Here is a 13,604-nt window from a genome sequence, read left to right as displayed (position 1 = left end):
TGTCTCCGTGGCGACGAATCGTTCACCGTATGCAGCAAGGGAGCCCTCGGTGTCTGACTCGTCCGCCCCGGCCACGCCCGCAGATCTTCGGTCCGTCGTCGCCGGCGCCACGCTACCCGCCACCGCCGAGCCATTTCCGTGTGTGAATCCGGCCCGGACCCAGGAGGTCCTGGCCCGAGTCAGCCTGGCCGACCGCGACGCTGTCGTTCAGGCTGCCCGTGCGGCCCGCCAGGCCCAGGAGAAATGGGCCCGGGTCCCCGCCCCGGTCCGTGGCCAGGTCATCGGGAACATCTCCGAACTGGTACGTCGGAACAAGGAGGAACTCTCCCAGGCGGTCACCCGCGACATCGGCAAGCCGATCGTCGAGGCGCGGGGAGAGGTCCAGGAGATCATCGATACCTGCGAGTACTTCCGGGGTGAGGGACGCCGCCTGTACGGACACACGGTTCCCTCCGAGATGCCGGATAAGCAGCTGTTCACCTTCCGTAATCCGGTCGGGGTCGCCACCATCATCACCGCGGGTAACTTCCCGGTCGCGGTGCCCTCCTGGTACATCGTCCCGGCGCTGCTGGCCGGAAACGCCGTGGTGTGGAAACCCGCCGAGTATGCGGCGGTGTGCTCCTGGGCATTCTACGAGTTGTTCTCCCGCGCGGGGATCCCCGAGGGGGTGCTCAACCTCGTCTATGCCTCGGGTGAGGAGACCTTCGCCGGACTGGACGCGGCGCTGGGGGAGGGGGTGGTGGACAAGGTCGGGTTCACCGGCTCCAGTGTCGTGGGCTCGCGGATCGGCGAGCTGTGTGGCCGACACCTCCAGACCCCCTGCCTGGAGCTGGGAGGAAAGAACCCGATGGTGGTGACCGCCGACGCCGATCTGGACACCGCGGCCGAGGCGGCGCTGTTCTCCGGATTCGGCACCGCGGGTCAGCGCTGTACCTCCCTGGGCACCGTGCTGGTACACGAGTCGGTGCACGATGCCTTCCGTAGCCGTCTGGACACCCTCACCCGGCAGGCCACCGTGGGTGACCCGGGGCGGACCGACGTCGTCTACGGCCCCATGATCAACGAGCGGTTCGCCGACCGCTACGAGGGCTTTCTCAACTGGATCTGCGATCATCACCGGGTGCTGGGATCCACCGCAACCGGCCGTATCACCTCGGCGAACCCTCGGGAGGGGTTCATGGGGGATCCGGAGGCCGGACTGTACTACCACCCGGTGATCCTGGACGGGGTACGCCCCGAGGACAAGGTGTTCACCGAGGAGACCTTCGGCCCCATCATCGGCATGGCCAGCTACCGTCACCTCGAGGAAGCCATCGAGCTGGCCAACCGCCCCGGATACGGCCTGTCCTGCGCGATCTACACCAACGATCCGCGCTCGGCGTTCACCTTCCGCGCGGGGATCAACGCCGGAATGGTCAGTGTCAACAACTCCACCTCGGGCGCGGAGGCGCATCTGCCGTTCGGGGGAAACGGCCGCTCCGGAAACGGGGGTAGGCTGTCCGGGATCTGGGTGTTGGACCAGTTCACCCGTTGGCAGTCGCTGAACTGGGACTACTCCGGATCCCTACAGAAGGCCCAGATGGATGTGGGAGAGGTCGAGGCAGATCTCGAATTCCGGCTGGCCTAGGTCGGTCGTCCCGGGACGCATCCTCGGGGATGGATGGCACGAAGCGAGGAATATTGGGGTATCCAGGATATGGACCGCCGGGGGCCGGTATGCCTCCGGGTCCGTCAGGGGCGGCGCCGTCGTCGGCGAGTCAGGGCAACGCGATCGCGGCCCTTATCGCCAACGTGGTCGGGCTGCTGATGTGTTGCCTGACCTCTCTGCCCGGGCTGGTACTGGCGATTATCGCGCTGGTACAGACCCGCAGTAACCCGCAGGCGTCTCGGGTGTGCGCGATCATCGCCTGGGTGCTGTTCGGGTTGAGCGTACTGACCATGCTGCTGCTGGTTGTGACCGGGTTCTGGGCGGAGTTCATGGACGAGTTCTGGATCGCCTACGACGAGGAACTTGAGACCCTCGAATGAGGGGGCGTGCGGTGTGGGGCCGGATACGTGCCGGCCCCACACCGTCACCGACCCGTGCTGCCCGGGCTCGCATACCACAGTCGGCGCGGCGCCTGCTGTACGCCCGTGTCGAGGTCGGCGTAGGGGGAGACTCTCGCTCCGGTTTCGTGGCGGACACGGGTTCCGCCCACACTGCGCAGCGAGGACGCACGGGGTGTTTGCTGGAGTCGGGCGTGTAGCTTCGACGCGCCGTGCTCGCGCCACAGCTGGTCCAGTTCGGCCAGGTCGTAGGCCCGGGTGGCGGTGAGGGTGGATATTCCCGTGCCGCGACGCGTGACCCGGCCGCGTACGGCCAACAACCAGGATCCGAACACCGTGGCGGCACAGTGTTCCTGGACCGACTCGAAAAAGGTCAGATCCACCAGTCCGCTTCCGTCGTCGAGGGTGGTGAATATGACCCGCTGCCCGGAACGCACGGCCGGGGTCTGGGTCGCCACCTTGACCCCGAGCACCATCACCTCCGCGCCGGGACGGCATGTTTCCAGGTCGCGAGCCGAAACCGCGCCGTGGTGGGCGTACAGGTGTGCGCACAGTTCGGTGTACTCCCGCATGATGTGGGACTCGACCTCGTAACCGAGTTCCGCGAGTTCCACCCGCCTGAGCTCCGAGCTGGTAGGGCGGGGGAATTCCCCTGCTGGTGGGGAGTCGAGCATCGTGAGGGGGACCTGCCCGCCACTGCGCCGTGGCCCGCCGCGCCGGCCACGGTTCGCTCCCAACCAGGACAGCAGGTCTCGGCGGTTGGGGGCCGATGGATGGTCGCCCACGCCGTGTACCGCGTCAAACCCGCCCAGTAGCACGAGACGTTCGGTCACGTCGTGTGCGATGTGGGCGCGTTCGGTGAAGTCGGCGAGCGAGGTGTAGGGACGCCCCGCGATGACCGCCTGCACCTCGGGGTCACTGATTCCCTGCACGTCGCCGAGGGGAACCCGCAGCCCCAGCCGCCGCTGAGACGCATCTGTCGGGTCTGTTGTGGGTTCCACCCGCCAGGCTCGGTCCGAGTGGTTGACGTCCACGCCCAGCAGGGGTACCCCGAACTGGCGTGCGTCCTGCACCAGGGCGCGTTTGGGATACATCCCCGGGTCGTGGGTCAGCACTCCGGCGTAGAACGCCGCGGGATGGTGTCGTTTCAGCCAGGCGGACTGGTAGGTGGGCACTGCGAACGCGGCGGCGTGCGCCTTGCAGAAACCAAAGGCCCCGAAGGACTCCAGTAGGGACCATACTTGGTCGATCGTGGCGGGATCGTGGCCGCATTCGGCGGCCATGGTGGTGACCTGGCGACGTACCTGCTCCCGGCCGTCCGGGGTGTCCATCCGACGTCGCATGGCCTCGGCCGTGTCGAGACCACATCCGGTCATGGTATGGAGTACCGCCAGGACCTGTTCGTGGAACACGATGACCCCACCGGTCTCGGCCAGTACCTCGGCCAGGACGCGGGTGGGGGCGAGCGGCGGACGCTCATTGTCGCGCACGGCCAGGAACGGGGTGATCATGTCACTGTTGACTGGTCCGGGCCGGAACAGGGAGATGTCCACGACGAGGTCGTCCATGCTGGCGGGGCGGAGTCGGCTTACCAGTTCACGCTGTCCCGGCGACTCGATCTGGAAACATCCCAGGGTCCGCGCGGAACGGATCAGCGCGTAGGTGGCCGGATCCTGGCCGGGACGTGTGTCGAGGTCGATGCGGTGGCCGGTGGTGCGTTCCACCTCGGCCACCGCGTGTGCCATCGCCGACTGCATCCGTACGCCCAGCACGTCGAGTTTGATCAGCCCCATGGCCTCCACGTCGGTCTTGTCCAGCTGGACCATGGGATAGCCCGACTGGCTGGGTTGGGTAGGGGCGCGGTCGGGAAGCTGGGCGTCGGAGACCACGATTCCACACGGGTGCATGGCCTGGTGGCGGGGGAGACCGTCCAGGCGTTCGGCCAGTCGGAACAGCTCCGCCATCGGGTAGCGGTCCAGCGCGGCCGACCGCAGTTCGGGCAGGTCCTCGACCGCGGAGCTGATCTGGCGGGCACGGATGTGGGGGAAGGATCGGGCCAGGGCGTCGATGTCGTGCGGGGGGATTCCCAGGGCCCGGCCCACGTCTCGCAGTGCTCCGCGGGCGCGGTAGGTTTCCGGCATCGACACACACGCGACACGCTGGTAGGTGCCCTGGTCGTCGGGTGCACCGTAGGCGTCGAACACCACCTGGTAGGCCTCCAGCCGCCGGGCGGACTCCACGTCCAGGTCGATGTCGGGAAGGCCGGTGCGGTTGGTGGTCAGGAAACGTTCCATCAGTAGTCCCCGCTCCAGCGGGTTGATTTCGGAGATTCCGAGGAGGTAGTTCACCAGGCTGCCCGCCCCCGAGCCGCGGATCGCGGTTCGGATTCCCCGGTCCCGGATGCGCCTGGTGATGTCGGCGATCACGGGAAAGTAGGCGCACACGCCCTGGTGCTCGATGACGGACAGTTCCTGGGCCAGACGGTGGTGTGCCTGGTCGTTGTGTTCCAGACCGCGTCGGGTGAGCCCCTCGGTGCACTCCTGCCACAGGCGCAGGCCGGCGTCGGCGATGTCGGGAAGGTGGGGGTGCCCGAGCCCCAGGTCCGCGGCCGGATCCAGAACACAGGACTCGGCGAGGGCTCGGGTGTGGGCCAGCAGACGCGCCACGGCGTCCCGGTCCGGGCCGCAGATGCGTTCGGCGAGGGCCGCCATCTCGTCGGTGCTCTTGAGGTAGGCCTGTCCGGTGTCGGCGGGGCTGCCGGCGGAACGGGGGGTGACTCCGGTTCCCCCGGGCAGCCAACGACGGACCTCGTCAAGGAGGTGAGCGACCTCGACGTCGTCGGGGTGCGGATAGCGCACCGCGTTACTGAGTACGGCCAGGGTGCGGGTTTCGGTGGCCAGGTGCAGCATGGCCCGGGCGTTTCGCCGCTGGTCGGGTCCGTAGTGGTCCACCAGCTCCACGGCCAGCGTTTCCGCCTCGGGATACAGGGACCGCCAGTGCAGGAGCCGCCTTCGGGCCCGGTTCGGTTGTCCGCGGGCCACGGCACGTCCCACATCCGAGTCCGGGCCGAGTAACAGGATCAGTCCGTCGGCGGCGAGCCCGGCGGCGGGGATCGCGGGAGTGCCCGGGGTGTCGCCGGTGGCATGGGCCGCGGTCACGACGCGGCACAGACTCGCCCAGCCCCGCCGGCCGCGCGCCAGCAGGGTGACGCGTCCCCCGTCCGGGGCCGCAACGGCCAGGTTCACCCCCAGGACTGGTCGGAGTCCACGCTGCACGCAGGCGCGGGCGTGGGCGACCGCGCCGTGCACCCCGTCCCGGTCGGTCAACGCGAGCGTGTCCATCCCCAGTTCCGCGGCCCGGTCAGCGAGGACGTGCGGATGAGAGGTTCCGTGGCGCATGGAGGAGGCAGAGACCACGTTGAGGTGGGCAAACCCTGTACTCATCCGTGGGCCACCGGACGGTGCGTCGAAAACGGGACAGACGTGTGGTGCACGGGCCTCCTCCTCGTTGGTGGGGTCAGGCCACGGCTGGGGTGGCCAGGTGGCGACTCCAGCCGGGGGAAGGCAGGCCCAAAATCGAACTAGAGTTCGACTGTAATTAGCTACAGCGTACCTGATATCGCGGTGAGCTGCGAAGACACCATCCCTCGTGGCGGTGCCTGCCTGCGACCGAAACCCGATGGTGGGGAGGGGCTGCTGGTGCGACCCGGGCTAGGCAGTGTCTTTCGGGGGTGGGAACGAGGCTGGGCCTGGCCTGGCGACGTCTACCCCGCGTCCACTCTGTTGGCCGTCGTGCCGGGAAGTGTGTCCCCCCGGGTAGCGGGGGATGCGCCCCACGGCCACCGCAGCCCCCATGCCCCCGCACGACGGCCGGCGGGGCGTGGACGCGTCCCTCCAGCCGCTCCGCCGGCTCTCATACACGCCCGGGGCGCTGCCCCACCCCGCGGACTCGCCAAACAACACGCCTTAGTCGGATCGGTCCGCAGCTGTGCCCGTGCCGTCGCTTCCGCTCCCATCGGTGCCTGCGGCCGCATCGGTGCTCTCCGCCGGCGCGGATCCGGGATCGGCCAGCATTCCGGGTTCGGTGCCCGCGATGATTCGGGTGGCGACCAGGTCTCCGGTGACGTTGCACATGGTGCGCGCCATATCCAGGATCGCGTCGATTCCGGCGACAAGGGCCACTGGGGCGAACGGGAGGCCGGCCTGGGTCACGGTCAGCGACAGCATGATGAGTCCGGCCCCCGGAACCCCCGCGGTTCCGATTGAGGCCAGGACCCCGACGATCACCACCGTGGCGAGTTCAATCAGGCTCAGCTGCACCCCGGCGACGTTGGCCACGAATACGGTGGCGGCTCCGACGTAGATCGCCGTGCCGTCCATGTTGACTGTGGCGCCGAAGGGCAGGGTGAATCCGTAGACCCCCTTGCGGATACCGAGTCGCTCCGCGGCCCGAATCGTCACCGGCAGTGTGCCTCCGCTGGAGCGGGTCACGAATCCGGTCAGCATCGGGTCCTTGGCGGCGAGGAAGAACGGGCCGATGGCGGCACGGAAGATCGTGAGCAGCCCGACGTAGACCAGGATCTGGAGGGCGATCCCGCCGTAGGTCGCCACGGTCAGCTCCAGCAGTGGCCGCAGCGCCTCGGCCCCCGTCTCGGCCAACACGACGGCGATCAGCGCGAACACGCCCACCGGGGCGTACTCCAGCACGCCCCGTACCACGCGAAACACCAGTTCGACGGCGCCGTCCACGCCGCGGCGCAGGAAGTCCCCCAACTCCCGGGTGTGGTCGTTCGCGCTGTTCTGCATGAACGCCAGGGCGATTCCGGCCGCGATGGCGACGAAAATGACCGCCAGCACATTGCCCTCGACCATGGCGGCGAACGGGTTTTCCGGAATGATGTCGAGGAACACCTCGGACAGTGCCGGCGGGCTTTCGGGTTCCTCATCCGTCGTCCCGGGCATCGACAGCCCGGCCCCCGGGGTGATGGCCAGCGCCAGCAGGATGCCGATGGTGATGGCCAGCGCCGAGGTCACCAGGTAGAACACCAGCACCTTGAGGCCGATGCTGCCCAGACGGGCCGGGTTGATGGAGGCCACCCCGGCGATCAGGGTGGTGAGGATCAGCGGAACCACGAGCATCTGGAGCAGCTGGAGGAAGACCTGCCCGAGCGGTTCGACCACCGTGACGGGTTCGCCGACGATCAGTCCGGTCAGGGCCCCGATAGCCAGAGCGATGAGCATCTTCCAGATCAGGGGGAAGGCGAGGTAGCCGCGCCATGCCGCCAGCAGTAGGTGGGTCGGCGCGGTGCGGCGGGGCGAGGGTGACAGGGGAGTGGTGGACATAGTGGAGGCTGGCCTCTCCTCGTCGGTGCGGCGGGGTCAGGGCATCCTCGGCGGCGGGGGATCGTGCCAGAATCGTAGGCATGCTGCGGGGCGGCTGTCACCGCCCCCACACGGCCTGGGCGAGCCATGGCGGTGTGGGGTGCTGCGGTGTCGTACCGTACGAGCATGGGCACAGCATCCGAGCGGCCGTCGACGTCGGTCGAGGACTATGTCAAGGTCATCTACGACCTCCAGGAGCGCGGGACCGGTCCGGTGACGATCTCCGGGATCGCCGAACGGCTCACGGTGTCGAACTCCTCGGTTTCGGGGATGCTGCGCAAACTCAGTGACCTCGACCTGGTGGCGCACGTTCGTTACGGCGACGTGCACCTGACCACCACTGGGGAGAAGCTGGCTCTGGAGGTGCTGCGGCGCCACCGTCTGATCGAGTCCTACCTGGTAGAGGCGCTGGGCTACTCCTGGGACGAGGTGCACGACGAGGCGGAGATCCTGGAGCACGTGGTCTCGGACCGGTTCGTGGAGCGGATCGCTGAACATCTGGGCAACCCCACCGTGGATCCGCACGGGGATCCGATCCCGACCCGGGAGGGCACCATCGCCGCGCCCCAGACACACCTACTGTCGGAGGCCGATCCGGACGAGGTGGGCACCATCGTGCGGGTGAATGACTCCGATCCGGAACTGTTGCGCTATCTGGCCGAGCACGGGCTGCGGATTGGGACGCGGGTTCGGGTGATCGACCGGGAGCCGTTTGGCGGTCCCCTGGTGGTGCAGGTGGGGGTGGACGATGCCCAGGAGCGACGCTCCCTGGGTCTGATCGCGGCCCAGGCGCTGTGGGTGCTTCCGGATGGGCCGGAGGGCTGAGCGGGGCCTTATTCCCTGGGGTGGGTGGACGCCTGCCAGACCGAGGCGCGTCCCTGCGGTGGGGTGGGCGCGGTTGGTGGCGCCTGGTTTCGGGTGGACTCGTCGGGGTCCACAGAGGGATTCACAGAGTCCTCGGATCGGGCGATGAGGCACAGGGTGATAGTGAACAGCAGCAGGACGCTCAGGCCGATGAAGAGGGGCAGAAAGAAGTCCAGCCCCTCGGCGCCGTGCGGGGTTGCTGCTCCGTCCTGTGGAACGTGGGCGGACATGCCGAACATGCCGGTGTAGTGCATGCTGGACACGGCTGCCCCCATCAGCAGGGATGCGCCGAGCAGGGCCCAGCCGCTGCGCAGCCGCAGCGCGAACCACAGCGCCAGCGTGGCTGCAACCACCGCGATGAGGACCGCGGCGACGATGTGCCGTACATCGTGGCTGACGTGGGCATCCACGCGCATGGAGGCCATGCCGAGGTAGTGCATGGCGGCTACCCCGAGACCCGTCACCACGCCGCCGGCGCATAGCCCGGTCAGGTTCTGCCAGTGCACCGCCAGGGCCAGCCCGGCACCGACCACCCCCACGGCGAGGAGCCCACTGGCGAGAGTGAGGCCCACGTCGTACCGGATCGGGGCGCCCGGAATCGTGAAGCTGAGCATGGCGATGAAGTGCATCGCCCAGATGCCGGCGGTGCCGATACACAGGGCTCCCAGGGCGAGCCATCCGGTACTGGCGCGGCCACCGGTGCGCGCTTGGGAGGTGGCCAGCAGGCCACCCAGGGAGCCCAGAACGGAGACGACATAGGCGAGGACGGGAGTGGTCAAGCCGTGGGCAAAGTGCTCGACACCGGTCATTGCGGTCTCCCCGTGCGCCGTCAACTGGCGCCTGCTCCATGGGTGTTTCCTGGTGATCTACCCCATGAACTTACCAGCTGGTAATTGGATGTAGGCCCAGTGGCCTGGCCAAATGCGGCCACCGCGGGGGTTGGCAGAGGCCGTTGGCCTCCGGTGGGGCTCGTTCGCTCGCCCCTGGTGTGATAAAAAGTTTGGCGTGGCTAACAAAGGAGATTGGGCCAACGTAAAGCAGTGGGGAGTCGTCGTTGTCGGACTCACCACGGTCGCCGCGTGTGGCGCGGCCCCGGCAGAAACCGAGGACGACCCCTCCGAGCGCCCCACCGTGCTCACAACCTTCACCGTGCTCGCGGACATGGCCGAAGCGGTGGGCGGGGACGCGGTCCACGTCGAATCGATCACCCGCGTCGGCGCGGAGATCCACGGCTACGAACCCACCCCCGACGACCTCGTCCGCGGCCAGGACGCCGATCTGATCCTGGACAACGGGCTGGGCTTGGAAGCCTGGTTCGACCAGTTCACCGACCGGGTGGACGCCCCCAGCGTCACCGTGACCGACGGGATCGAGGAGATCCCCATCGCCTCCGGAGACCACGAGGGCGAAGCCAACCCCCACACCTGGATGTCCGTGCACAACGGACACGTCTATGTTGACAATATCGCCGCGGCCCTGATCGACCTGGCTCCCCAGGCTGAGTCAGACATCGAGGCCAACGCCGAGACCTACCACGAGCAGCTGGAGACGATCGCCACCGGCCTGACCGAGCGGCTGGAGGAGATCCCCGAGCAGCACCGCGCCCTGGTCACCTGCGAAGGCGCCTTCTCTTACCTGGCACGCGACGTGGGACTCACCGAGCACTACCTGTGGCCGGTCAACGCCGAAACCGAGGGCACGCCACAACAGATCGCCGACGTCGTGGAGTTCGTCTCCGACAACAACGTCCCCACCGTCTTCTGCGAGTCCACAGTCAACGACAGCGCCCAACGACAGGTCGCCCAAGAGACCGGAGCCGAGCTTGGTACGGAACTCTACGTCGACTCCCTGTCCGAGCCCGACGGGCCGGTACCCACCTATCTGGACATGCTGGAGCACAACGCCGAGGCGATCGCTGACGGACTGGAGGCACAATGACCACCGTCCCCCCGGCCGTGGCCGCGGACCGGGTCACCGTCCGCTACGGCGAGGTGCAGGCTCTGACCGAGGTCAGCCTGACCGTGGGGCCGGGCCGCATCTGTGGACTGATCGGGGCCAACGGCTCGGGTAAGTCCAGCTTCTTCGGGGCACTGACCGGGCTGGTCCCGCTGAGCTCCGGAACGGTCGCCCTGCACGGTCAGCCTCCGTCCCGGGCCCGCAGCCAGGGCCTGGTGGCCTATGTCCCTCAGGCCGAGCGCGTGGACTGGAGTTTCCCGGTCCGGGTGCGCGACATGGTCATGATGGGCCGCTACGCACACATGGGGATCACCCGACGTCCCCGCACCGGTGACCACGCGGCCGTCGACAACGGACTTGACCGTCTCGGCCTGCGGGAATTGGCCCACCGTCAGATCGGCGAGCTCTCGGGGGGCCAGCGCAAACGGGCCTTCGTGGCCCGCGCGATCGCCCAGGGGGCCGCAGTTCTCCTGCTGGACGAGCCCTTCGCCGGGGTGGACGCCCGCTCCCAGCACACCCTCACCATGGTGTTGCGGGACCTGGCCGCCACCGGGCACACTGTCGTGGTCTCCACCCACGACCTCGGTAACCTCACGACCCTGTGTGACGAGGTCGCCCTGCTCCACCAGTGCCTGCTGGCTCACGGTCCGCCCCAGACGGTACTCACCTCCGAACACCTCGCCGGAATCTTCACGGTTCCCACCGCCCCCCTGGGGGCCCAGCCGTGATGGACCAGCTCATCGCCTGGATCGTCACCCCCCTGACCTTCGACTTCATGTGGCGGGCCCTCCTGGTTGCCGTGGTCGCCGGGGCCGCCTGTGCCGTGCTGTCCTGCTGGATCACCCTGCTGGGCTGGTCCCTGTTGGGAGACGCGGTCTCGCATGCGGTACTGCCGGGGGTGGTTCTGGCCTATGTGTTGGGGCTTCCCTTCGCCGTGGGTGCTCTCGTGTTCGGTGCGGGCTCGGTTGCCCTCATCGGGGCGGTGAGCCGCACCTCCCGAGTGAAGGAGGATGCCGCCATCGGGGTCGTGTTCACCGCCCTGTTCGCCCTCGGGGTGGTGCTGATCTCCCGGATTCCCAGCCAGACCGACCTGTTTCACATCCTGTTCGGCAATGTGCTGGGTGTCTCCAACTCCGACATCGTGCAGGTGCTGGTTATGGCCGCGGTCGTGGGCGTGGTCGTGCTTCTCAAACACCGTGACCTGACCCTGTTCGCCTTCGACCGCACCCACGCCCACGCCATCGGGCTGAGTCCCCGCCGGCTGGAGACGCTGCTGCTGGGGCTGCTCGCCCTCACTGTGGTGATCGCACTGCAAGCCGTCGGCATCATCCTCGTGGTGGCGATGGTGATCATTCCCGGCGCGACCGCCTACCTGCTCACCAACTCCTTCGAGCGGATGCTGCTGATCGCGGTAGCGATCGCGGTCCTGGCCGCGATCATCGGCACCTACGTCAGCTTCCACGCCAACCTCGCCACGGGAGGCACCATCGTTCTCGCCCAGACCGCCGCCTTCACCCTGGCCTATCTGGCGGCGCCACAACGCGGGGTGCTGTGGCGCCTGGCGGCGCGCCGCCGCCCCGACCGGGCCGGGGCCACCTGATCGAAGGAACGCATACGATCAGCTGCGGCCGGCGGCCCGGCGTGGGCGGGGACGATCCCGCCGTCAGGCCGCCTCAAAGCTTGGCGCATCGGCGATGAGAGCCCGGGTGTAGGGGTGACTGGGCTGGGCCAGCACCTCGGCCACCGGACCGTGTTCGACGATCTCCCCGGTGTTGAGTACGGCCACCCGCTGGGCGACGTTGCTGACCAGCGCGATGTTGTGGGTGACGAACAGCAGGGCCAACCCCTCCTGTTGCAGCGAGCGCAGCACGTCCACGATCGCGGCCTGCACCGACACATCCAGCGCGGAGGTGATCTCGTCACAGATCAGCAGATCCGGCTGGGTGGCGATGGCGCGCGCGATGGACACACGTTGACGTTCACCGCCACTGAGCTGGTCGGGAAACCGGGAGGCGTAGCGTGCCGGCAGGGAAACCTGCTCCAGGGACGCGGCCACCACCCGCTCCGGATCCTCCACGCGCCCGCACAGGTGCCGCAGCGGCCGCAGAATCAGCTCACTGACCCGCTGCCGCGGATTGAGGGCCTCGTAGGGGTTCTGGAAGATGTACTGGACCCGGCGACGCTGGGTACAGTCCCGGCGGTAGCTGGAGGTCGCCAGGGGCTGACCGTCCAGCTGGAGCTGCCCGGAGAACTGCCGATGCAGGCCCACGACCGCCCGGGACAGGGTGGTCTTGCCCGAGCCGGACTCACCCAGCAGTGCCACACACTCACCGCGATGCACATCCAGATTGATGTCGTGCAGCACTGTGGTGCGTCCGTACCGGGCGGCAAGATCCCGCACCCGTAGCAGCGGCATCGAATCCGCGTCGTGTTCAGCGGAGTCGGTCACGCTGCGGCTTCGGGCCGGGACGGTCCCGCCGTCCAGGTACGGGTCCGGTGCCCCGTCGGTGTGCAGCCGCGGCACCGCCGCCAACAGCCGTCGGGTGTAGGCGTGCTGGGGATCGCGCAGCAGCGACCGGGCCGGCCCCTGCTCAACCAGCTCCCCCCGGTACATCACCGCGATCTCGTCGGAGAGCTGGCTTACCACCGCCATGTCGTGGCTGATGTACACACCCGAGACTCCGTACTCGCCGGTCATCGCGCGGATCGTGTCCAACACGTGGGCCTGGGTGGTCACGTCCAGCCCGGTGGTGGGTTCGTCGAGAACAATCAGCTCCGGGTAGCCGATGAACGCCATCGCGATCGCCACCCGCTGCTGCTGGCCCCCGGAGAGCTGGTGCGGGTAGCGGTTCAGGAAGACGTCGTCGTCGGGCAGGGCCACTTCCCGCAGCACCTCCCGCACCCGCGTCTCGATCGTGGTGCCCTCCGGTAGCCGACCGTCGGCGCCGGCCGAACCCAGTGCCTCCTGGAGCTGGGTGCGTAGGCGCAGGGCCGGGTTCAGTGCCGAGGCGGGCGACTGCGGGATGTAGGCCACGGCCCGCCCTCGCAGCTGCCGCACCGTACGCTCGTCCCGCCCCAGCAGCTGGTGCTCGCCCACAGTGATCTCACCAGCGGAGATCGTTGTGGCGCGCTTCTGGTGCGCCAGCAGGGCCAGACCCAGGGTGGTCTTGCCCGAGCCGGACTCACCCACCAGGCCTAGGATCTGTCCGCGACGTACCTTCAGTGACACCTCGCTGATGATCTCCACCGCAGATGGGTGGCCAACCACGGTGACGTCCGCACAGTCCAGCAGGATCTCCGGGGCGGTGTCGCCGGTGTCGCCGGTCCCGGCGCGTGATGTCTGGCTGGTCACGGGGC

General features: G+C 68.3%; 10 protein-coding genes. 6 read left to right on the top strand and 4 right to left on the bottom strand.

Going from position 1 to position 13,604, the window contains the following annotated elements; translation table 11 throughout:
- The first annotated feature begins 49 nt into the window (after positions 1 to 49).
- Together RIF23_RS02655 and RIF23_RS02650 are read left to right on the top strand one after the other, a co-directional pair.
- Entirely contained in the window at positions 50 to 1,627 is a 1,578-nt protein-coding gene (locus RIF23_RS02655; protein WP_310910701.1) for an aldehyde dehydrogenase family protein, read from the top strand.
- An 89-nt stretch (positions 1,628 to 1,716) separates the two neighbouring features.
- Positions 1,717 to 2,028 (top strand): DUF4190 domain-containing protein, encoded by a 312-nt coding sequence (locus RIF23_RS02650; protein ID WP_310910700.1) that lies wholly within the window; start codon positions 1,717 to 1,719, stop codon positions 2,026 to 2,028.
- A gap of 44 nt (positions 2,029 to 2,072) precedes the next feature.
- On the opposite strand, the gene RIF23_RS02645 is transcribed toward RIF23_RS02650, so the two are convergent.
- Complete coding sequence (locus RIF23_RS02645) at positions 2,073 to 5,489, bottom strand: DNA polymerase III subunit alpha (RefSeq protein ID WP_310910699.1); 3,417 nt, start codon at positions 5,487 to 5,489, stop codon at positions 2,073 to 2,075.
- A 522-nt stretch (positions 5,490 to 6,011) separates the two neighbouring features.
- Entirely contained in the window at positions 6,012 to 7,388 is a 1,377-nt protein-coding gene (locus tag RIF23_RS02640; protein WP_310910698.1) for a dicarboxylate/amino acid:cation symporter, read from the bottom strand.
- Between the two features lie 165 nt (positions 7,389 to 7,553).
- On the opposite strand from RIF23_RS02640, the gene RIF23_RS02635 reads away from it, so the two are divergent.
- Positions 7,554 to 8,252 carry a metal-dependent transcriptional regulator gene (locus RIF23_RS02635; RefSeq protein WP_310911219.1) on the top strand — a complete coding sequence of 233 codons (699 nt, stop codon included), beginning with the start codon at positions 7,554 to 7,556 and terminating at the stop codon, positions 8,250 to 8,252.
- Between the two features lie 8 nt (positions 8,253 to 8,260).
- Here the strand turns inward: RIF23_RS02635 and RIF23_RS02630 are convergent, their stop codons facing one another.
- Positions 8,261 to 9,100 (bottom strand): MHYT domain-containing protein, encoded by an 840-nt coding sequence (locus tag RIF23_RS02630; protein ID WP_310910697.1) that lies wholly within the window; start codon positions 9,098 to 9,100, stop codon positions 8,261 to 8,263.
- A 196-nt stretch (positions 9,101 to 9,296) separates the two neighbouring features.
- On the opposite strand from RIF23_RS02630, the gene RIF23_RS02625 reads away from it, so the two are divergent.
- From RIF23_RS02625 to RIF23_RS02615, 3 genes are read left to right on the top strand one after another with little or no spacing between them, the layout of a single operon-like run.
- On the top strand, positions 9,297 to 10,229 hold the full coding sequence (locus RIF23_RS02625; protein ID WP_310910696.1) for a metal ABC transporter substrate-binding protein: 933 nt from the start codon (positions 9,297 to 9,299) through the stop codon (positions 10,227 to 10,229).
- Entirely contained in the window at positions 10,226 to 10,975 is a 750-nt protein-coding gene (locus tag RIF23_RS02620; protein ID WP_310910695.1) for a metal ABC transporter ATP-binding protein, read from the top strand. The genes RIF23_RS02625 and RIF23_RS02620 overlap by 4 nt, the downstream gene beginning before the upstream one ends.
- Positions 10,975 to 11,847 (top strand): metal ABC transporter permease, encoded by an 873-nt coding sequence (locus RIF23_RS02615; RefSeq protein ID WP_310911218.1) that lies wholly within the window; start codon positions 10,975 to 10,977, stop codon positions 11,845 to 11,847. The genes RIF23_RS02620 and RIF23_RS02615 overlap by 1 nt, the downstream gene beginning before the upstream one ends.
- Positions 11,848 to 11,910: 63 nt before the next feature.
- On the opposite strand, the gene RIF23_RS02610 is transcribed toward RIF23_RS02615, so the two are convergent.
- A complete protein-coding gene (locus tag RIF23_RS02610) occupies positions 11,911 to 13,599 on the bottom strand; it encodes an ABC transporter ATP-binding protein (RefSeq protein WP_407659358.1) in 1,689 nt (562 codons plus the stop codon).
- Positions 13,600 to 13,604 lie beyond the last annotated feature (5 nt).

The sequence above is a fragment of the Lipingzhangella rawalii genome (assembly GCF_031628175.1).
Lineage (GTDB): Bacteria > Actinomycetota > Actinomycetes > Streptosporangiales > Streptosporangiaceae > Lipingzhangella_A > Lipingzhangella_A rawalii.
This window is presented reverse-complemented; position numbering and strand designations above follow the sequence as displayed.